18 protein-coding genes are annotated in these 21,322 nt (G+C 65.5%); 2 read left to right on the forward strand and 16 right to left on the reverse strand.

Annotated elements, in window-relative coordinates; genetic code table 11:
- The first annotated feature begins 100 nt into the window (after positions 1-100).
- A complete protein-coding gene (locus ElP_RS24800) occupies positions 101-721 on the forward strand; it encodes a sigma-70 family RNA polymerase sigma factor (protein ID WP_145274527.1) in 621 nt (206 codons plus the stop codon).
- 77 nt (positions 722-798) lie between these two features.
- Here ElP_RS24800 and ElP_RS24805 read toward each other — a convergent pair whose 3' ends face one another.
- The 16 genes from ElP_RS24805 to proB all read right to left on the reverse strand — a co-directional run bounded on the left by ElP_RS24805 (position 799) and on the right by proB (position 18,827).
- Positions 799-2,406, reverse strand: coding sequence for an NADH-quinone oxidoreductase subunit N (locus tag ElP_RS24805; RefSeq protein ID WP_145274530.1), 1,608 nt, complete (start codon positions 2,404-2,406; stop codon positions 799-801).
- Positions 2,403-4,106: a complex I subunit 4 family protein gene (locus ElP_RS24810; protein WP_145274533.1), complete on the reverse strand. Its 1,704-nt coding sequence runs from the start codon at positions 4,104-4,106 to the stop codon at positions 2,403-2,405. The genes ElP_RS24805 and ElP_RS24810 overlap by 4 nt, the downstream gene beginning before the upstream one ends.
- A gap of 54 nt (positions 4,107-4,160) precedes the next feature.
- Positions 4,161-6,461, reverse strand: a complete 2,301-nt coding sequence (gene nuoL, locus ElP_RS24815; protein ID WP_197446348.1) for an NADH-quinone oxidoreductase subunit L — start codon at positions 6,459-6,461, stop codon at positions 4,161-4,163.
- The gene (gene nuoK, locus ElP_RS24820) at positions 6,454-6,915 is read right to left on the reverse strand and encodes an NADH-quinone oxidoreductase subunit NuoK (RefSeq protein ID WP_145274539.1); all 462 of its coding nucleotides are present in this window, start codon (positions 6,913-6,915) and stop codon (positions 6,454-6,456) included. Before nuoK ends, nuoL begins: the two co-directional genes overlap by 8 nt.
- A gap of 57 nt (positions 6,916-6,972) precedes the next feature.
- The gene (locus tag ElP_RS24825) at positions 6,973-7,833 is read right to left on the reverse strand and encodes an NADH-quinone oxidoreductase subunit J family protein (protein ID WP_231749250.1); all 861 of its coding nucleotides are present in this window, start codon (positions 7,831-7,833) and stop codon (positions 6,973-6,975) included.
- A 4-nt stretch (positions 7,834-7,837) separates the two neighbouring features.
- Positions 7,838-8,467 carry a NuoI/complex I 23 kDa subunit family protein gene (locus tag ElP_RS24830; RefSeq protein WP_145274542.1) on the reverse strand — a complete coding sequence of 210 codons (630 nt, stop codon included), beginning with the start codon at positions 8,465-8,467 and terminating at the stop codon, positions 7,838-7,840.
- Positions 8,468-8,518: 51 nt separating this feature from the next.
- A complete protein-coding gene (nuoH, locus tag ElP_RS24835) occupies positions 8,519-9,589 on the reverse strand; it encodes an NADH-quinone oxidoreductase subunit NuoH (protein ID WP_145274545.1) in 1,071 nt (356 codons plus the stop codon).
- A gap of 78 nt (positions 9,590-9,667) precedes the next feature.
- Complete coding sequence (locus ElP_RS24840; RefSeq protein ID WP_145274548.1) at positions 9,668-11,419, reverse strand: molybdopterin-dependent oxidoreductase; 1,752 nt, start codon at positions 11,417-11,419, stop codon at positions 9,668-9,670.
- Positions 11,420-11,481: 62 nt separating this feature from the next.
- Positions 11,482-12,897, reverse strand: a complete 1,416-nt coding sequence (nuoF, locus tag ElP_RS24845; RefSeq protein ID WP_145274550.1) for an NADH-quinone oxidoreductase subunit NuoF — start codon at positions 12,895-12,897, stop codon at positions 11,482-11,484.
- A gap of 77 nt (positions 12,898-12,974) precedes the next feature.
- Positions 12,975-13,511 carry an NADH-quinone oxidoreductase subunit NuoE family protein gene (locus tag ElP_RS24850; RefSeq protein ID WP_145274553.1) on the reverse strand — a complete coding sequence of 179 codons (537 nt, stop codon included), beginning with the start codon at positions 13,509-13,511 and terminating at the stop codon, positions 12,975-12,977.
- Positions 13,512-13,551: 40 nt separating this feature from the next.
- Complete coding sequence (gene nuoD / locus ElP_RS24855; protein ID WP_145274556.1) at positions 13,552-14,781, reverse strand: NADH dehydrogenase (quinone) subunit D; 1,230 nt, start codon at positions 14,779-14,781, stop codon at positions 13,552-13,554.
- An 85-nt stretch (positions 14,782-14,866) separates the two neighbouring features.
- Positions 14,867-15,394 carry an NADH-quinone oxidoreductase subunit C gene (locus ElP_RS24860; protein ID WP_145274559.1) on the reverse strand — a complete coding sequence of 176 codons (528 nt, stop codon included), beginning with the start codon at positions 15,392-15,394 and terminating at the stop codon, positions 14,867-14,869.
- A 52-nt stretch (positions 15,395-15,446) separates the two neighbouring features.
- Complete coding sequence (locus ElP_RS24865) at positions 15,447-16,169, reverse strand: NADH-quinone oxidoreductase subunit B (protein ID WP_145274562.1); 723 nt, start codon at positions 16,167-16,169, stop codon at positions 15,447-15,449.
- Positions 16,160-16,579 (reverse strand): NADH-quinone oxidoreductase subunit A, encoded by a 420-nt coding sequence (locus ElP_RS24870; RefSeq protein WP_231749251.1) that lies wholly within the window; start codon positions 16,577-16,579, stop codon positions 16,160-16,162. The genes ElP_RS24865 and ElP_RS24870 overlap by 10 nt, the downstream gene beginning before the upstream one ends.
- 235 nt (positions 16,580-16,814) lie before the next feature.
- Positions 16,815-17,153 (reverse strand): hypothetical protein, encoded by a 339-nt coding sequence (locus tag ElP_RS24875; RefSeq protein WP_145274565.1) that lies wholly within the window; start codon positions 17,151-17,153, stop codon positions 16,815-16,817.
- A gap of 528 nt (positions 17,154-17,681) precedes the next feature.
- Positions 17,682-18,827 (reverse strand): glutamate 5-kinase, encoded by a 1,146-nt coding sequence (gene proB, locus ElP_RS24880; protein WP_145274568.1) that lies wholly within the window; start codon positions 18,825-18,827, stop codon positions 17,682-17,684.
- 251 nt (positions 18,828-19,078) lie between these two features.
- Here proB and ElP_RS24885 point away from each other — a divergent pair, with 251 nt between their 5' ends.
- Complete coding sequence (locus tag ElP_RS24885; protein ID WP_145274570.1) at positions 19,079-20,656, forward strand: amidophosphoribosyltransferase; 1,578 nt, start codon at positions 19,079-19,081, stop codon at positions 20,654-20,656.
- Positions 20,657-21,322: the final 666 nt, after the last annotated feature.

Here is a 21,322-nt window from a genome sequence, read left to right on the forward strand (position 1 = left end):
CCGGTCCCGCCCTCACCCGATAGTGCTATTACATTCAGCTGAGATCCGCCATCGATCCCGGCGGGTCGAGGTTTCCGCGACGCCCCAGCGGAGTACACCCATGTCGCTGATGGCCCCCCTCCCCACACCGGAATCCAGCTTCCAGGTCCTCCTCCGTGAGGCACGGACCGGCTCGAAAGAAGCGCGGTGGCTTGTCGTCCAGCTCTTCCGCAAGACGATGCTGGCCATCGCCAACGAGGAGGTCAACCTCGCAATCCAGTGCCGGGAAGCACCGTCCGATATCGTCCAGGAGACCATCCTCGAGGCTCAGGAAGATCTCGACCGCTTCCATGGGCTGACCGAGCAGGAGATGCGAGCCTGGCTCAAGCAAGTCCTGGTCCGCAACATCTCCAACGTCAACCGGAAGTACCGCACGGACAAGCGGAACGTGCGACGAGAGCGATCGCTCAGCCCGCAAACGGATGGCGCGACGCCCGTCATCCCCGACCCTGGCCCTTCCCCGAGCACGGTCCTGGTCCGTCGAGAGACGGCCGAGGCCCTGGAGGTGGCGATCCAGGGACTCCCGGATCATTACCGCCAGGTCATCCACCTCCGCTACCGGAAGGGCCTCTCGTACGAGGAGATCGCCCAGGCCATGAACCGGACGGAGATGGCGACCCGTCGCCTCTGGTCCCGGGCCTTGCACGAGCTGAGCCGCCGCATGAAGATCCACCTCGGTTGATCACCACCTCGGGCCGACCTCGGGCGGGCGAACCCGGCGAACCGGGGTCGCCCGCCCGAACGACCGTGTGGCCGGCATCAATCCGCCGGGTCGACCAGGGCGACGGATTCCTCCTCGGCGTCTACTGCCGGCTGCGGTAGGCGGATCGATGCCACGGCGGAACTCCGGCTGGCGGATTGGATCGGCCCCGGGATCAACCCGAAGACCAGGCTGAGGACCGCACAGACTCCGACGGCCAACGCCGTCGGCCACGGGGCACGGTCGCGTCCGGTCGAGGTCGACTCGGCGGGTGTGCCATAGTAGATCGCCGCGACGATCCTCAGGTAGTAAAAGGCCCCGATCGCCGCATTGATCACGCCGATCACGGCCAGCGCCCGGAGGGAGGGGATCCCGGCGACCGGCTCGGCCGACCAGGCGGCCGTGAAGATGGTGAATTTCCCCCAGAACCCCGCTAGCGGGGGCACACCGGCCAGGCTGAACAGGCAGAGGGCCATCGCCAGACTCAATAACGGTCGGGTCCTAGACAGGCCGGACAGGTCGTCGATCGTCTCGGCACGTTCCCCGACGCTGTCGAGATAGAGGATCACCCCGAAGGCGCCGAGAGTCATCAGGGCATAGGCCGCCAGGTAGAAAAGGATCCCCTCGGTACCCGAATACGGTCCGATCGCGGACGGGTCTTCCACCCTCGCAAAGGCCGTCGCGACGCCGATCATCAAGTACCCGGCGTGGGCGATCGACGAGTAGGCGAACAGCCGCTTCAGGTTTGTCTGCACCAACGCGACCGTGTTCCCCAGCACGAGGGTCACCGCGGCGATGACCCAGGCCAGCAGGATTGCCCGTTCGACGAGGATCGGATCCCCGACGCTTATCACGGTGGTCAATGCCCGGATCATCGCCACGAACCCGATCCCCTTGGGGATCCAGGCGAGCAGGGCCGTGACGACGGTCGGGGCGCCCTGGTAGACATCCGGGGCATAGAAGTGGAAGGGGACCGCAGCCACCCTGAACCCGAGCCCCGCCGTGATGAAGACCACGGCGATCAGCCCGAAGGCGACGTTCCCCGAGTCGATCACCCCACCTCCCCGGTTCATGAGGAATGCCAGCGCCTTGAGATTCGACACCCCCGTCAGGCCGTAAAGATAGGCGAACCCGAACAGGAGCAATGCCGAGGAGAAGACGCTCAGGAAGAAGTACTTGGTCACCGCCTCCTGGGTCTGCCGGTCTCGTCTGGGGAGATAGAGCAACAGGTACGTGGGGATGCTCACCAGTTCCAGGCCGACGAACAGGAAGATCAGTTCGTTGGCCGTGCTGACGATCATCGACCCCGCGATCACGAACAAGAGCGCGCCGAAGAACTCCGGGGCACGGTCGTCGGCGACTTGATTGTGCCCGAGCCCCAAGAGGATCAGGCCCGTCACCAGGAACGCGAACCGGGCATAGAACGACAGGGAGTCATTCAGCGCGACCGAGCCGTAAGCGAACGTTTCGGTGTCGGCCCCGGAGATCGCGAACAGGGTGACCAGAGAGGCGAGGAGCGCCAGCCCGGACACGCCCGCCCAGAGCGACCGGCCCTGGCGGAAGAATGGGCCGGCGACCATGATCGCCGTGGCGGAGAGGGAGATTACGATCTCCGGCAACAAGATGAGCAGCGTGCGGGAGAGCGTTTCCAATTGGTCGGGAGTCATGGGGCGATCACCTGCGCCGGTGCGGCGAGAAGGGCCCGGGGGGTGACGCCCTCGCCCGGGTCGGAGACAGTCTGGATCGGTTCGGTGATCGGATCGGCATCGGCATCGGGGAACCGAGCGACGATCGACTCGACCGACGGCGTGATCCGGTCATAAAACGGCTTCGGATAGATGCCGATGAGGACGATGAGCACCAAGAGCGGCGTCAGGCCCGCGATTTCGTACCAGCGGATCGGGGGGACCTCCGCGTGTTGGCCATGATCATCGACCACCGGCTCGACCAGTGGGCCGAAGACGACCTTCTGGAGCATGACGAACAGGTAGTAGGCGCCCAGGATAATCCCGAGCGCACCGATGACGGCCGCAGACGGGAAACGGGAATAGGTGCCGGCGAGGATCGGGAACTCGCCGACGAACCCGTTCAGCCCCGGCACGGCCGCCGAGCCCAGCGAAGCGAGGATCAGCAGGAAGGCGAACAGGGGCAGGCGCTCCCAGACTCCCCCCATCCGTCCCATTTCCCGGGTGTGGTAACGTTCATAGAGGATCCCGACGCAGGCGAACAGCGCCCCCGTCGTCAGGCCGTGGTTGATCATCTGCAGGACCGCGCCATCGACGCTCACCAGGGTCATCGAGAAGAGCCCCAGCGCGATGAAACCCATGTGGCTAACCGAGCTGTAGGCGACCAGCCGCTTCACGTCCGACTGGGCCAGGGCAGTCAACGCCCCATAGATGATGCCGATCACTGCGATCGTCACCAGGAATGGGGCCAACACCGCGGCCCCCCCCGGGACCATCCCGAGGTTGAACCGGAGGAAGCCGTAGCCGCCGACCTTCAGCAGAACGCCTGCGAGCAACACGGAACCGGCCGTCGGTGCCTCGACGTGGGCCAGCGGCAGCCAGGTATGGAACGGGAACAGCGGCACTTTGATCGCGAACCCGGCGAAGAGGAGCAGGAAAATCAGGACCTGCGGCTGCAGGAGGAAGGCGGGGAACGACACGGACCCGACCAAGCTGCGCGTGTCCGACCATTCAGGCCACCGGAGCTGGGAAAGCCCCTCGGTCAGCTCGGGGATCGAGAAGGTGAGCACCTGGGGGGCTGCATTCGAGTGATGAACGACCACCAGGGCGATGACCCCCAGTAGCGTCAGCAGGCTCCCCGCGAGCGTGTACAGGAAGAACGTGATCGACGCCCTCCTCCGCTCGGGGCCGCCGTAGATGCCGACGATGAAGAAGAGGGGGATGAGCGTGAACTCGAAGAAGATGTAGAACAGGACGACGTCGAGGCTGGCGAACAGCCCCAGAAGTCCCGTCTCCAGGAAAAGCAGCAACGCGTAATACGCCGGTGCCCTCGCCACGATCGAAGACCACGAGCTGAAGACCGAGGTGACCAGGAGCAGGGTCGTCAGGGCGAACAACGAGAGGGCGATGCCGTCGAGCCCGAGGGCGAAGCGGATGCCCGAACCGGCTCCGACCGAGACCCAGGGGATCCCGAGGCTGCCATCCGATCCCCGAAAGGCGAATTGCACCCCCGCATCGTCGATCTGGAAGGCAGCGACCAGCACGAGGGAGAACGCCAGTGTGACGAGCGTCGTCCCCAGGGCGACCCACCGGGCCGCAGTGTGGTCGAGCCTCGGCGCCAGCAGCAGCCCGAGGCCGCCGAGCAGGGGAAGCAGGACCGTGACCACCAAGAGCGTCGCCATCGCGGGATCCTTCTCACCTCGTGATCGAATCGGGGAGCCGGGGGAACCGTCGGCTCAGCCGACGAACATCAGGGCGATCAGCAGCAGGGCGACGCCCATCGCCGTCACCACGGCATAGGACTGGATTAGACCGTTCTGGATCGGCCGCAGGGCGTCGCCCCCGACCAACTTGGGGAGGTACGCCACGAGCCTGACGAGGCCGTCGATGACATAGACATCGAAGTAGCGGCAGACGGTCGCGAGTAGCCGGGTGGGCGCGACCACGACGAAGGCGTACGCCTCGTCCACGTAGAACTTGTCCAGTGACGCCTTCGCCAGCGGACGGATCGCGCCAGAGATCTTGGCCGGGATTTCGGTCCTCCGGGCATACATCAGGGCGGCGAGGCCGAGACCGATGAGCCCCGCGACGGACCCGGTAACGGCGGTGGCCCAGTCGAACGCGTGCTCGCCATGCTCGAGCAGTTCGTAGGTGGCTGTCTCCTCGACGAGGTGGGCGAACCAATGCGTCGGGCCGAAGACCAGGCCGACCAGGATCGAGCACCCCGCCAGGACCATGAGCGGGACCGTCATGATCGGCGGCGATTCGTGCCCAAAGTGCGAATCATGTCCATCGTGATGGTCGTCGTGCCCATGCCCGTGAGCGGACTGCGGAGAGGGATCGTGAGGGGTCCCTTCGGTCGGGGACGTCAGTCCGGCCGGCCGCCCCGGGGCCGCCTCGGACCCCGATGGCTCCACATAAACCTCGGTCCTGTGGTGCCCCATCGCCGCCTCGTATCGGGCCAAATCGGGCGACTCGGGGGCCGGAGTGTCGACGCCGTAGGCCGCGACGTCCGAGGTCGCCCGTGCACCCCCACCGGGGTGGCTGTCCCCCACGATCGCCTCGGGATCGTCGGGGCTCGGTAGCTTCTCGGGTCCCCAGAAGGTGAGGAAGTAGGCCCGACCCGTGTAGAAGGCGGTCAACAACGCCGTGAGCGTCGCGAGCCAATAGATCCCCGAGTAGACGCCGCCGTTGGCCACGTGCTCATCGTGGCTCGCCGCCTTCAATGCCGCGAGGATCTCGTCCTTGCTGAAAAAACCCGACAGGAGCGGAAATCCGGCCAGGGTGAGTGCCCCGATCGCGAAGGTCGCATGCGTGAAGGGGAGGCGATGGCGTAGGCCGCTGAACCGCCTCATGTCGATGACGCCCCCCATGGCGTGCATCACCGAACCCGAGCCGAGGAACAGTAACGCCTTGAAGAAGGCGTGGGTGAAGAGGTGGAAGAGCGCGGCGATGATCGCGAACTGGGCGACGTGCCCCACTCCGGCCCCGATCCCCATGAACATGTAGCCGATCTGGCTGATGGTCGAGTAAGCGAGGACCCGCTTGAGGTCGGTCTGGGTCAGGGCGATCAACGCGGCCAGCAACGCAGTCGCGCATCCGATGACGGCGACGACCAGCTGGATCCCGGGTTCCGCCGCGAGGAGCAAGCTCGTCCGGGCGAGCAGGTAGACGCCCGCGGTGACCATCGTCGCCGCGTGGATCAGCGCGGAGACCGGGGTCGGACCCTCCATCGCGTCGGGGAGCCAGACGTAGAGCGGGATCTGGGCGCTCTTGGCCGTCGCCCCCCAGAACAGGAGGACCACGACCCAGAACAAGGCAGACTGGCCGAGGAACAATTCCGTCCCGGCCAGGAGGTCTCGCGTCTCAAGGGTCAGGATGTTGGAGTAGCTCAGGTCGTGGTTCGGGGCGTAAGTCCAGAGGATGAACAACGCGATGGCGAAGCCGAAGTCGCCGACCCGGTTCACCATGAACGCCTTCTTGGCCGCGTCGGCCGCGGCCGGCTTGGCGTGCCAGAAGCCGACCAGCAGGTAGCTGCAGACCCCCACGCCTTCCCAGAAAGCATAAGTGAGCAGGAAGTTACTCGACGAGACGAGTCCGGTCATCGAGAAGACGAAGAGGCCGAAGACGAAGAAGAAGCGCGGATATCCCGGGTCGCCAACCATGTAACCGGCGGCGAAGATGGCCACCAGCGAGGCGACGAAGGTGACCATCCCGAGCATCATGATCGTGAGGCCGTCGACCCGGAACTCGATCGGGACCGCGAGTGACCAGTCCCGCGGGTCGTCGGGCGACGCCGAGGGTGAGGGAGAGTCCGACTGGCCCTCGATGCCGATCCAGGAATAGACCTCGGTCTCGGTCGCGCCTTCCATCCCCAGCAGGATCACGGTCGACAGGAGGAACGACAGGCCGATGCCGGCGATCACCGGGATGTGGTTCCACCCGTTGAGGCGCCGGCCGCCGACGAAGGCGATGAGCCCGCCCAGCAGGGGGAGGAGCGGGATCAGCCAGACGTTGCGGATCAGCGACTCAGCCACGGCGTTGCTCCCAGGGCTGGCGTGGGTGCGGCGGTTCCACGCCGGAGGGGGTGAGGTGCGGGTAGCTCTCGGGTCCGGGGATGGGCTCGTACGGCTCGGCCTCACCGGCATCAACCGTTTCGGGGAGTCCGGTTTCCCGGAGCCCCTGCCAGAGCGTCACGTCGAGCGATCCGATCCGATTGAACAGGACCAGGATCAAGGCCAAGGCCAGGGCCGCCTCGCTAGCCGCCACGGTCAGCATGACGATCGTGAAGATCTGACCGGTCCAATTGCCGTGGAATCGGCTGAAGCCGACGAGGGTCAAGGCCACCCCCTGCAGCATCATCTCGGCCGAGAGGAACATGACGATCAGGTTCCTTCGGGAGAGGAACCCGAGCATGCCGAGGGCCAGCAACGCCGCGCCGATGATCAGATAGTTACTCAGGTATTCGAATGGGAAGGTCGGGTCGATCATGGATCGAAGGGCCTCAGGTGGGAGATTCCCCGTGATGGCGTTCCTCGGTGGCCGGGGTCAGGAGGCCGGGCCGGGTGAGGCGGTCGCGGTCGATCGGTCGGGTCGGATTGGGGATTTTGGGGTCGCGATCGCCACGGCGCCGATCAGGGCGACGAAGAGGAGCAGGCCGATCACCTGGACGGTGAGCAGGTGATCGGTGAAGAGCGAGGCCCCCAGCCCGGCGACGTGAGCAGGGGTCTCCCCCGGTTCCCGAAGCCCGGGCAGTCGGGAGGTTTCTGGGACGGCCTGGGAGACGACCAGATCGACGGGGTCGGCCACAGGGCGGGCGATCGTCGCGATCGATGTGCGGCTGCTCAGCAACGGCGACTCGCCCTCATCCCTTGGGTTCGTCCCGGTCGCGACGATCGAGGCTAGGAGCGCCCCGAGCAGGAGCATGCCGGTCAATGATGCCGCCAGGGGACGACGGGCGGCCCGGTCGTAGACGGCTTGGCCGTGCGACTGGGCGAGCATGATCACGAACAGGAAGGTGACGATGATCGCCCCGGCATAGACGATCACCGTCCCGGCGGCGAGGAACTGGGCCCCTGCCAGGAGGAAAAGGCCCGAGCTGGAAAGGACGACCACCGCGAACCACAACGCCGAGTTCACCGGATTTCTGGAGGTAATCATCAGGACGGCCCCGACCAGCGCCAGGGTGCTGAACGCGTAGAAGAAGCCCCCCACGAGCAAATCCCCGGGCGGGGTGAGGAACGGGAGGATCATGAGCAGGGCGATGCCGCCGAGCAGAGCGCCGACCCCGTAGACCCGGGCCGACTTCACGCCGCCGTGGCGGTGCGGAAGGAGCAACCAGACTCCGACCCAGCCGAGCGTGACGATCGCCGCGATGAGGCCCAGATCCCTCGTGTCGAGCAGGCTCACGTGGTCAGCTCCTGGACGGGAGTTGTGCGGCGGTCGCGGTCGAACGGGGGCCTGGGCCCTCCGGGTCGAGCGGCGTCGTCGGCTGGGGGAGCGACGGGGAAGGGTTGCCCGTCTTCATCGGCTCGGCGTCCTTGGTCATGTCGAAGACCGAGAGGAGCTTCGATTTGTCGTAGATCAGCTCTTCCCGACTCAAACCGGTGAGGTCGTAGAGGCCGGTCAGCTCGATCGCGTCGACCGGGCACGCCTCCTCGCACATGCCGCAGAAGATGCAACGCAGCTCGTCGATCACGAAGCTCTCGGGATACTTCTCGCGGTCGTCCCACCCCTCGGGGGCGGTGGCCCCGACGATGTCGATGCAATGGGCCGGGCAGGCGGTCGCGCAGAGCATGCAGGCGACGCACTTGACGCGGCCCTGCTCGTCCTTATTCAGGCGGTGGACGCCCCGGTAGTTGGCCGTCGGGACGTGCTGCTCCTCCGGGTATTGCACCGTCACGGCCGTGCCGCCGAACGCCGCGCCAAGGATGTGCCGGCCGGTGACGGCCAGGCCGCCGAGGATCTGGGGCAGGTAAGTCTGCTCGAGCACCGTCAGCTTGGGTGGCTCGAGGCGCTTGAGGTTCGGGTCGTCGGGCTTCATGTCGGCCGGTCCTCCGGGAGTGGGGGATGAGGCTAGGGTCGGTCGGGCCGCTCAGCCGACCCCCCGGAAGAGCTGGATCAGGACCATGGTCACGATCAGGTTGAGCAGGGCCAGCGGGATCATCGCCTTCCAGGCCAAGTTCATCAGCTGATCGTAGCGGAATCGGGGTAGGGTCCAGCGGATCCACATGATGAAGACGACCATGAGGGCCACCTTGAAGAAGATCACCCCGACCTTGATCAGGGCGGCGATCCAGCCGGTGTCCTCGACCCCGAGGCCCACAAATGGCACGTCCCAGCCACCCAGGAACAGGATGGCGGTCAGGAAGCTGACCGTGATCACGTGCAAGTACTCGCCGAGGAAGAACATGCCGAACTTCATCGCCGAGTATTCGGTGTGGAACCCGCCGACGAGCTCCTGCTCGGCCTCGGCGAGGTCGAAGGGCAGTCGGTTCGTCTCGGCGAAGGCGCTCACCAGGAAGATGACGAATGCCAGGGGCTGGACGAGGATGCCCCAGGCCGGGATGATGCCGATCCCATTCGTGTCCTGCCAGGCGATGATGTCCCCCAATTCGAGCGACCGGGAGAGCATCACCATGCCGATCACCGAGAGTCCCAGGGGGATCTCGTAGCTGATGATCTGCGCGCTGTTCCGTAATCCGCCGAGGAATGAATATTTGTTATTCGACGCATAGCCCCCGAGGATCACCGCGTAGACGGCGAGGCTGCCGATCGCGAAGACATAGAGGATGCCGACATCCACGTTCGGCGCGATCTGGAAGTGGATCGGATGGCCGTTGATCGTCGGGGCGTCGATCCCCGCCGGACCGAAGGGGACGACGGCGAAGCCGATCGTCGCGGCGATGATGGCGATCGCCGGGGCGAGGACGTAGAGCGGCTTGTTCACGTAGCCCGGGATGACGTCCTCCTTGAGGAGCATCTTCGCGCCGTCGGCGAGGGGCTGGATCAGGCCGAAGGGCCCGGCCCGATTGGGGCCGACCCGGTCCTGGGACCAAGCCGCAATTTTCCGCTCAAGCATGATCATATATGCAACGGCACCCTGGAAGATCCCGACTATCAGGAAGATCTTGACCAGGATGACTGCGATCTGCCAGGTCGCCATGTGCCCGCTCGTCCCTCCGGCCCTGGACCGGTTCGATGCGTCCGCGATGATTGCGATTCCAAGCGTGCTCGCCCGTCGTCAGCGTGCCAGCGTGACCTTGCCGCGCGGGGCATGCCAGGGGTCTACGTAGCGGGACATCCCGGGCGACGGCTGCTCCTGGCCGTCGAGCGGGAGCCCGAACTCGGGGAACGTCCCGTTCAGCTCTGAGGCGGCCGAGAAGCCGGGGACCTGGCCGGACAGTTCCCTGAGGACGTCCCGGGAAGAGATCGGCCCGCCGCCGGCGCGTTCCGAGAGGATCGCGAGAATGTCGAGGTCCGGCAGGCTGCCATCCCGGGGCGGCAGGGAGGCGGAGGCGTACTGGAGCCGCCCGTCGGCGTTCACGTAGCAGCCGGCCTTCTCCGCGAAAGTCGACGAGGAGAGGATCACGTCGGCGGTACCGGCGAGGTCGGTCGGCCAGACGTCCTGGACGACGAGGAACTTCGCCGCATCCCGGAGCTTCGTCATCTCCGGCCCCTCGAAGACCGGGTCGTGGCCACCTCCGGTGACGTAGAGGGCGTCGAACGGCTGGGAGGCCGCCTGCAGCCTGAACCGATCGAACGGGATGACCTCGCCCTGGAAATGGACCAGGATCCGCTCGACCCCGAGCCGGTTCGGCACCTTCTCGGCGTGGATCGTGAACGGACGGGGCACCACGAACGAGGTGTCGCCGGTGCGGCCTTTCCTCGGGTCGGGGGAGAACGTCACATCCTCTCCGACCACCGGGACCGGCCCCATCGCCAGCACGGCGGAGCCGCTCAGGCCCTTGATGAAGGAGGCGAGCAGGTAAGCCTCCTCGACGGTCAGGGACGGCGAGACGACCGCCGCGATCCGGCCGCCCTGACGAGCAACCTCCTTGAGTCGGGTCCGGGCGGCGTCGAGCGCCCGGTCGACCGGCGTCATGGCAGGCCGGTCGCCCTCTCGGAGGTACATGGCGTGCAAGAGGATCGGGTCGTTGGCCGACTTATAGCTGTACCGGCCCTCGTCGCAGATCCAGTAGTCGTTGACCTTTGGGTTGTATCGAGCCCGGTATCGCCAGATCTGGCCCCGATTCTCCTCGACGGTGACGTTACATCCCGTCGAGCAGCGGGTGCATACCGAATGATGCTGATCGTTGAACCAGTAGCGTTGCTTGTGCAGGAAGTCCTTGTCGAGCAGGGCGCCGACCGGGCAGAGGTCGACGACGTTGCCGGCCATGGGATTATCGAGCGGACGATCGGGGAAGATGTTGATCTCCGCGTGATTGCCGCGACGCTCGACCTGGAGTTCGTTGGTACCCGTGATCTCGCGAGCAAATCGGACGCACCGGGTGCACATGATGCACCGGTCCATGTTGAGCTGGATCTGTTCGGAGACGTCCTTGCGGGGATTGACCGTCCGCTCCTCGACGAAGCGGTGGACGGACTGGCCGTGCTTGAAGCTGTAGTCCTGCAGGCCGCATTGGCCGGCCTGGTCGCAGACGGGGCAGTCGAGGGGATGATTGATCAGGAGATACTCCATGATCATCGACTGGTGCGCCTTCACCTCCGGGCTTTCGGTAACGATGACCGTGCCGTCCTTGGCCGGGGTCTGGCAGCCCGGGACCATCTTGGGGATCATCTTGATCTCCCCGGTCTTCGGGTCCTTGCTGCCGACCTGGATCTCGCACATCCGGCAGTTGGCCACCACGGACAGGGCGGGGTGCCAGCAGTAGTACGGGATCTCGACCCCGAACCGCTGCGCGGCCTGAATGGCGTTGAGCCGCTCGCCCTCGGGGAGCGTATACTCGGTGCCGTTGATGAGGATGGTGGCCATCGATATCCCTGGGCGAATTGGTGCAGTGTGTGAGTCGATCCGGGTCTGAGTTCCGGGAATGCTCAGGCCCCGGGGGTGGTCCGGGGGTTGTGGCCGGGGGCGGTCAGGCCGGGTAGCGACTCGGTGGGCTCGGGTAGGCTGGTGTCGAAGCGAGACGGGCTGATCCCCCGGTAGATCGCCTCCTGCAAGGCGGTCGGCCTTTGATCGGCCTTCTGATGGGTCCGGATGTACTCCTCCAACTCGGGGCGGAACTTGGCCATCGCGTTCTTGATCGGCCAGGCGGCGCCGTCGGCGAGGCCGCAGATCGTCGTGCCGGGGGTGATCCCCATGTTCCTGGCGAGCTGCTCCATCACGTCGAGGTCCTGGAGCCGCCCCCCGCCGGCCTTGATCCGCGTCATGGTCTTGTAGAACCAGGTTGTGCCCTCGCGACAGGGGGTGCACTGGCCACAACTCTCGTGGGCGAAGAAGCGGCAGGTATTGTGGAGGACATCCATGATCGGCGTCTGGTCGTCGATTACGGTGACGGCGGCGGTCCCCAGCCCGAGGCAGCCGGTCTTGCGGATTTCCTCGAAATCCAGGGGGACGTCGAGTTCGTCGGCCGAGAGCAGGCCCATGCTGATGCCGCCCGGCACGGCGGCCTTGGCCTTGCGTCCCTTCCAGACGCCTCGGCCGTGGTCCTCGATGAGCTGGCGGGTCGTCACGCCGAGCGGGAGTTCGACGCAGACCTGATCGTTCACGTGACCGGAAATCGTGTAGAGCTTCGGGCCGTAGCTCTTGGGCAAGCCCATCGACTTGAACCAGTCGACGCCCCGCTCGACGATGTGGGGGACGCAGCAGAGCGTCTCGATGTTATTGACTACGGTCGGCTTGCGGAAGGCCCCCTCGACGGCCGGGAACGGCGGCTTGATCCGGGGCCAGCCGCGCTTGCCCTCGAGGCTCTCGATCAGCCCCGTCTCCTCGCCGCAGATGTACGCCCCGGCGCCTCGATGGACGTAAATCTCGAGGTCGAAACCGGATCCGAAGATATTCTTGCCGAGGATTCCGGCCTCCCGGGCCTCGGCGATCGCCTTCTCCATGATCCGGGTGGCGGTGATGTACTCGAACCGATTGTACAGGTAGGCCGTCGATGCCCGGGTCGCGAAGCAGGAGATGAGGATCCCCTCGATCATCTGGTGGGGATCGCGTTCCAGGAGGTATCGATTATTGAACGTCGCGGGCTCGCTCTCGTCGCCATTGACGCACATGAACGTTTCCTTCCGCTCTTTCGGGAGGAACGTCCACTTCAGACCGGTCGGGAACCCGGCCCCACCCCGGCCCCGTAGCTCGGATTCCTTGACGAGCTGGACCACCTCGTCCGGCGTCATGGTGGCCAGGGCCTTGCGGGCGGATTGGTAACCGCCGCGAGACTCGTAGACCTTCAGCGACTGGCTGTTCTCGACGTCAAAATTTCGCGTCAGGACCGGTTCGAAGGCTGCCACGGCGTCTCGCTCCAGGTCTCGCTCGTGCTCGGGCGGTCGGTCGTTCGGGGGGACGGTCGTTCGGGCGCCGGTGATGTTCAGAGGGCCGGCTGGCCCTCGGGGATCGCCCGCTCTCGGACGTCCTTGATCATCTCGGCCACCTTCGCTTCATCGAGCGGGCCGTAGATCCGTCCGTCGTCACAGAGGGCCGCCGGGGCATGGTCGCAGATCCCCAGGCATTCGGCGAACTCGATCGTCAGCTCTCCGTCACCGCTCGTCACCCCCGGCCCCTCGACCCCGGCCTCCTTGCAGGCGACGCCGAGCAGCTCGTCGCCGCCCCGGAGCATGCAAGAGATCGACCGGCAGATCCAGAGCCGCTTCTCCCCGATCGGTGCCTGGGGGAAGAAGCCGTAAAAGCTCATCGTGTCGTGGACGTCCGACGGCTCCAGGTCGAGCAGCTCGGCGATCTCCTCCATGGCCCGGTAGGGGACGCATCGGAGGTGGTCATGCACGATATGCAACGCCGGCAGGGTGACGGCCCGCTTGTCGGGATACCGGGGGATGTAGGCGCGGATCTTCTCCCGGATCGTCTCGTTGAGCAGCGGGGCCGGACTCGGGCTCTCGGCGGCGGGCATCGGGATGGCGATCCTTCCGGGCGGGGTGAGGTTGGGAGACTCAGCGGTCCAGTTCGGCGGCGATGATGTTCAGGCTGCCGAGCACGGCGACGATATCGGCAATGAGGTGATCCTTGATGATGTGTGGGAACACCGAGAAGTGGATAAACGAGGGCGGCCTCGTCCTCGTGCGCCACGAGACCTGGGAGCCGTCGGAGACGAGGTAATACCCCAGTTCGCCGTTGGGGCTTTCGATCGCGGCGTAGACCTCGTCGACGGGAGAGTCAGGTCCCCGGTTGGGCATGATCAGCTCGAAGTGCTGGATCAGGCCCTCCATGCTGTTGTAGGCGGTGGCCTTGTCGGGCAGGGGATACTTCTCGGCGATCGCGACATTCGCCGGGCCACCCGGGATGTTCTTGACGGCCTGGCGGATGATCTCGACGCTCTGGACCATCTCCTCCATGCGGACCTGGAACCGGGCGTAGCAGTCGCCCTCGGTGGCGTAGGGGACCTGGAACTCGAGGTCGGGGTAGGCCAGATACGGCTGGTCCTTGCGGAGGTCGTACGTCACGCCGCTGGCACGGGCGATCGGCCCGGTGCAGGAGAAATCCGTCGCCATCTCCTTGGTCAGCACGCCGACGCCCCGCATCCGATCGAGGAAGATTTTGTTGCGGAAGAGCAGCTTCTCCATGTCCTTGAGGACCTTGGGCATGTGCTGCACGACGCGGTCGATTCGCTGGAACACCTTCTCGTCGAAGTCGTAGAGCACCCCGCCGACCCGGGTATAGCCGGGGTGGAACCGATAACCGGACATCTGCTCGTAGACGTCGTAGATCAGCTCCCGAGTGTTGAAGGCGTACAAAAACGCGGTGAAAGCACCCAGGTCGAGGGCCGCCGCCCCGGTGCAAAGGAGATGGTCACTGATCCGGGCCAGTTCGCCGATGATCACCCGGATGTACTTGCAGCGGGGAGTCAGTTCGATGTCGAGGAGCTTCTCGACCGCGTTGTGCCAGGCCACCTCGTTCATCGGGGGGCTGATGTAATTCTTGCGGTCGACGATGGTGACGTACTGGTTGAACGTCAGGTGCTCGCCGAGCTTCTCGAACCCCGAGTGCAGGTAGCCGATGTGGGGAGTGGCCTTGACGATCCGCTCGCCGTCCAGATCCAGGACCAACCTGAGGGTCGTGTGCGTGGCCGGGTGCTGCGGACCGAAGTTGAGCGTCCAGTGATATTCCTTCTCATCCGCCCCGGACTGCGACTGGACGTCGTCTTCGAGCAGATTGACCGGCATGGAGGGCCTCACGGGGAAGGGGTCGGGCCGATCTCTCGGCGACTGGCCGGGCGGGTCCGACCGGGGTGGCGCCGACCGATCGAGATCAGGACTGTTCCCGGGTGATCCTCGGGAAATTGTGCCGCTCGCCCCGTCCCCGCAGCGGGTAATCCTTCCGGAGCGGGAAGGCGGTGAACTCGTCGGGCATCAAGATCCTGCGGAGATCGGGGTGTCCCTGAAACCGGATCCCGTACATATCGAAGATCTCGCGCTCCATCCAATCCGCCCCGCGCCAGATGGGGACGGCCGAGGGGAGCACCGGATCGTCGGCATCGACGCCGACCTTGATGATGACCCGCTCATGGGTTTCCTGATTGAGCAGGACATAGTGGACTTCGAACCGGAACTCCCGATCCCTGCCGGGGTAACCGAGGTAATCGACCCCCCCCAGCTCGGCGAGGAGGCCGAACCCGGACTCAGCCTTGAGCATGGCCAGGAGATCGGCCAGCCTCGAGCGATCCACCAGCACCCGGACGTTGTCCCGGAAGGTCGAGACGGTCGAGATGGCCGAACCGAACCGGTCCTTGAGCTGGCCGACGACCGGGGGAAGGGTCTCGGCGTCGTTTTCCGTCATCGGGCGGCTCCGGGGGACGGGTCGGGCGAGGCGGGTGCGACTCGGGGCGGGCTCATCGGGTCTCATCGGCGCCGAGAAGGGCGTCGCCGCCTGGGGACTTGTAGCCGAATCGTCCCTCGTCGCCTCGCTCTCGGGCGGTCGCCAGGCCGGCCGGCAATGTCGTCTTCTCCGCCAGCATCTTCTCACGCTCGGCCAGCTCGGGCAGGCCGGTGCCGAACACCGACCCCCCGGCCTGGATCTTCGCCTGCATGTCCATCAGGGAGCGGAGGATTTGCTCGGGACGGGGGGGGCAGCCGGGGATGTAGACGTCGACGGGGAGGAAGCGGTCGACGCCCTGGACGACGGCATAAGTGTCGAAGACACCACCGGTGCAGGCACAGGCCCCCATGCTGATCGACCACTTCGGCTCGGGCATCTGGAGCCAGATGCGCTGGAGCACCGGCATCATTTTCATGGCGACCCGGCCGGCGACAATCAACAGGTCGCACTGCCGGGGGCTGAAGCGCATGACCTCGGCCCCGAAGCGTGAGATGTCGAATCGGCTGGCTCCGACGGCCATCAGCTCGATCCCGCAGCAAGCCGTGGCGAAGGGCATCGGCCAGAGGCTGTATTTTCGGCACCAACTGACCACCGAATCGACGGTGGTCAGGATCACGTTTTCGGGAACCTCGACCCCGCCCTTGGTCGTTGGGAGCCCGGCCGAGGCGGCCCGATTGGTCAAAATGGACGCGTGACCGGCTTGGGCGAGTCCGCCGCCGTGGGGATTCACCGCCATTCGTAGACTCCCTTACGCCAAGTGTACGCGAAGCCAGCGACGAGGATGCCGATGAACGCCAAGGCACCGAGGAAGGCCATCGACCTCAATTCCAGGGGGACGCCCACGGTCGCGTCGAGGGCGGGGGATACCTCGTCCCGGTGCCACTGGGCCACGGCCCAGGGGTAGAGCAGCAACAATTCCACGTCGAAGATGAGGAACTCGATCGCCACCAGGTAATACCGGACGTCGAAGCGTTGACGGGCATCACCGATCGGGTCCATCCCCGATTCGTAGGGCATCTGCTTGACCCGATTGCCCCGGGTCTTGGCCCGTCCGGGACTCAGGACATAGCTCATCGAGAGCATCCCGATCGCCACCGAGATGCCGACCAGGATCATGAAGAAGATCGGCGTGAATTCGATCCCCACGCGCCCGCCCCCGTTGTGCCTGACATCACCAAAGGACCGGTGATCGCCGGGTTACTTTGTGAACAGTTTCACAAGGCCACCCAAAAAAAGACCGGTCACCGCGCAAGAGAGAGTCTTGCTGAGAGGGACCGATCCAGGTACTGATTGAGCCGATGGGCGGCGACCAGATCGAGGCCCTCGGCTCGACAGGTCTGATTGTAATTTCGGAGACTCGCCCGTCAAGAGACCAGGCCCCTCAGTTCACCCCCGGGCGGACGACCCCGACACTCAACGCCTCGCGATTGACGTGTCGGGACCATTGGAGCAGGTCGTCGTAGGAACGGACCGAAGGAGGGAGTCCGTCCGACTGGTCGCCCACGCCGCGACGGGGGCCGCTCTGATCCTCGCGACTGGCCTGGGTGTTGAGGATATTTCGGGAGGCCGATGGGGAGAGGTTGAGGCTGATCCGGCGACTGACGTCCTGGTATCGTCGCATCAACTCGGCCCGACGCTGGGGATCCCGCTCCTGAGTAGCCTCCAGATAGAGCTGACGTCGGATGTCCTGAAACTGGTCGAAGCGGGACTCTCGGTCCACGGACTCGTTCGGCCGATAGACTCGGTTGAAGTCCTCGTCGTAGCGACGATAGACGTCGCCCAGTGGGCCGAAGAGTTCCTCCTCGAGCCGATCAAGGCGACCGGTCCCGGGAATGTTCCCTGCGGGTGGGATCGAATAGTTGATGTCCGAAGGCCTGCCAATCCCGGGGACGGTGCCCAACCCGGGGGGCGTGACGACGCGGGGTTGCCCGGGGGTAAATTGGTTCGACGTCGGGAGGCTCGAGGATCGATAGGCCGCGCGAAAGGGGTCGAAGGGATCACCGTTGAACTGGGCTACAGCGGACCCGGACGCCGCGAAGGTTGCCAGAACAACGAAGGCGGGGGCGAGGTGGCGGCTCGGCGATCCCGCAAGGAGCGATTTCATAAATACGGCCTCCGAATGGGGACCAATTCTAGCATGGATTGATCCACGCCAGCATTTCTCGAAGCGAGGCGTCACGAATCACAACGAGATTCTACCACCGAGGGTAGGGGCTCGACACGTCAGGGCCTACGAGTCGGTGCGGGCTTATCCGCTGACGACGACCAGATTGTCGCGATGAATCACCTCATCGTAGGGTGCGATTCCCAGAGAACTCGCGATTTGATCGGTCCTGAGCCCTCGAATCTTCCTCGCGTCGTCGCCCGAATAATTGGAGAGGCCCCTGGCGAATTCCTCCCCCCCCCGATCGCGAATTCCGACCACGTCCCCCTTGGAGAATTTCCCGTAGACCTCAACCATGCCGATCGCCAGCAGGCTCCCACGCCCCGTCTCCAGGGCGATGCGCGCACCGTCATCGACGACCAGCCAGCCCCGGGGCCTCGCTGTGGAGCCGATCCACCGTCTTCGGGCCTGTTGCGTGGCACCGAGCGGAGGGATGAGGGTCCCGACCGGACGCCCTTCCAGGACCTGCCTGATCGTGTCCTCTCGCCGTCCCGAGCCGATGATCACCGAACCTCCAGCCCGGGTCACCAAACGAGCAGCTTCGAGCTTGCTCTTCATCCCTCCCGAGCCCAGGGCGCTCCGACTCGAGCTGACGTGGCGGCTGATCGCCTCGTCGATGTCTCTGATGACCCGGATCGGTTCCGGAGGATCCTCGCCCGACGGGGATCCGGACGACAGCACCCCGTCGACCACGCTCAGGATCAGCAAGAGGGGGGCGCAGAGGAGGTTGGTCACCTGGGCGGCGAGATAGTCGTTGTCGCCGAACCGAATCTCCTCGACACTCACGGTGTCATTCTCGTTGATGATCGGAACCGTCCGGTATTCGAACAGGGTCAGAAGGGTGTTCCGCACGTTGAGGTATCGGGACCGATCATCGAAGTCGGAGCGGGTCAGGAGCAATTGAGCGGTATTCCTCCCGTGCGCCCTGAATGCATCGTCGTACGCCCGAATGAGGTATGCCTGACCCGCGGCGGCGGCGGCCTGGAGCGTCCTGAGGTCCGTCGGCCTCCGGGAGAGTCCCAACCGTCCGATCCCCGCGCCGACCGCCCCCGAGCTGACCAGCGCGACCCGCTTCCCCGCGTCCAGCACGGCCGCGATCTGGTCGGTCAGTCTGGCGACCCGCCCCTCGTCGAGTGTCCCATCCGGTGCGGCCAGGACGCTTGTGCCGATCTTGATGACCCAGATCGGCGAGGCATGAGCGATGTCTTCTCGGACCAGATCCCGTTCCATCGGCGTGCTCTCCGGCCCCGACTTCCCGACCAATCCATGCGTCCGCCCCCCGACCCGGCGCTCGATGACTCCGGGATTTGAGTCGCGGCAGGCCCCTGATTATAATGCCAACGCCTCCCGGGCCCAGGTCATCCAGTTGCTGACATCGGGGCGATCGGCCATCGCATGCTTGCCGACCGTCCCGCTCGCCGGCACCCTCGTCCGGCCGAACCGGGCCCTTCCCTCCACCCGAGCCGGCAGGTCGCCCTATCATGGCCGAATTGTATCATGAATGCGGCGTGGCCGCCGTCGCCGCGCTCTCGACCGAGGACGGCCCATCGGTGTCCCAGGCACCCCTGGTGGCGGAACACACCGCCAGGCTGATCCCCCGCATGTTGCTCGACATGCAGAATCGCGGCCAGCTCGCCGCCGGGATGACCAGTTATAACCCGCACCGGGATGCCCTGTTGGAGACCTACAAGCAACTCGGGACGGTGGCCGAGGCGTTCCGCCTGAACCACCGGCCGAAGTTCGAGGCGATCATGAGGGGCATGGACGGATCGGCCGCCATCGGCCATGTCCGTTATGCCACGTGCGGCGGGAGTGAGCGAAGCCTCGCCCAGCCCTTCGAGCGGGCCCACGGCCGCAAATCGAAGTGGTTCGCCCTCGCCTTTAATGGCCAGCTCACCAATTTTAAGGAGTTAAAGCAGGAACTCCTCGCCCAGGGAGACTATCACCTGAAGCGGGACACCGACACCGAGATCCTCATGCACTCGATTAGCTACGAGTTGCAGGACGAGGGGCCGGAGATCGACTGGCAAGGGGTCTTCTCTCGCCTGGCACAACGGTTCGATGGCGCTTACAACGTCGTCTTGATCTCGGCAACCGGTCAACTCGTCGTGGCCAGGGATCCGCTCGGAATTCGGCCGCTCTGCGTGGCCCGGGAGGGTTCGCTGTTCGCGGCGGCGAGCGAGAGTGTCCCGCTCTCGAACCTGGGCTTCACGCGAATCGAGTCGCTGGCGCCGGGTCATCTCGCCGTGGTCGACGGCCATTCGGTCCGGGTGTCTCGGTTCGCGGAGGCGCCGAAGCGTGCCCACTGCTTCTTCGAATGGATCTATTTCGCCAACGTCGCCAGCACCCTCGACGACTGCTCGGTCTACCTCAGCCGGGCCCGCCTCGGGAAGGAGTTGGCTCGGCTTGAGGACGTGCCCCGGGACGCCGAGACCATCGTCGTCCCGGTCCCTGACACGGCCAAGGCGGCCGCGGACGCGATGGCCTACGAGCTGAACCTCCCCTCGGTCGAGGGACTGATGCGGAACCGGTACCTCGGGCGTACGTTCATCGAAGGGACCGCCGACCGAGAGGCGAAAATCCGGTTGAAGTACACCCCCCTTCCCGAGGTCCTCTCCGGGAAGCGGGTCCTCCTGGTCGAAGACAGTATCGTCCGGTCCACGACCATGCGCGCTTTGGTCCACGAGATCCGGAGGCGAGGAGGAGCCCGAGAGATCCACCTCCGAGTCGCCTGCCCCCCAATCATCGCCCCATGCTTCTACGGGATCGACATGTCGACCCGGGAGGAACTCATCGCCCCCCGCTACGCCGACCTCCCAGACGGCGGCCTTTCCGAGGAAGCCCAGAACCGGCTCGCCCGGGAGCTCGGGGCCGACAGCCTTCGCTACCTCCCTGTCGACGCGATCGCCCGTTCCGTCGGGCTTTCCTCCAACCAACTCTGCCTCGCGTGCGTGACGGGCTCCTATCCGACACCCGCCGGTCAGCGACTCTATGAGATCGGCATGGAGGGGTCGACGTGTCACGCCAACGGCTCTGGAGGCATCCGAGCCTACGAATAAACTCCCTCGGTTGGACCCGGATCGCGCGACCGGTCCCACCTCGACTGTGTCCGCGTGGTCGCGGTGGGCCGCACCTCGCTCGGGGTCCGGGGCGAACCCCTCCAGTTTGTCCCACCTTCCAATCGCCTCCGACGGTCCGATCCCCTATCCTAAAATGAGGAAGGGCCCGATGAACCGTCAGCACCGATCGCGCGCATGCTCTCGAATCGACGGGGATTCACCCTCCGGGTCGGGTTCTCGGCGATCCGGTTCGCAGATGGACTCGACGGACAATCCCTGTAGAAACGGAGCCCAGCGCAGCCGGGAGTGAGATGCCCCCGGGCTCCGGAAGTCGAGGCCGGGGGGCGGATCCGCGATGACGATCACCAATCCGGTCCAGTACAAGGTCTTCGATCGACAGCAAATCGTTTATGAGGGTGAATTCCCCGGCCCGGTGCTCCTCGGGCGGCAGAACGACCTGAGGGTCGGCGAGTCCGAAGACGTATATCGCCCCCGACGCCTGGGTTCGGATCGGTGGCGGCTAGTGATCGCACGTTACGACGAGAATAACGTCTCCCGGGAACATGCGCTGGTGGAGCCGCTCCCGGGAGACCGCGTCCGGATCTCCAATCTTAGCAGCAAGCTGATGATCCCGATCCAGCTACCCGTCGAGGCCGTGCTACCTCG

Source organism: Tautonia plasticadhaerens (assembly GCF_007752535.1).
GTDB lineage: Bacteria > Planctomycetota > Planctomycetia > Isosphaerales > Isosphaeraceae > Tautonia > Tautonia plasticadhaerens.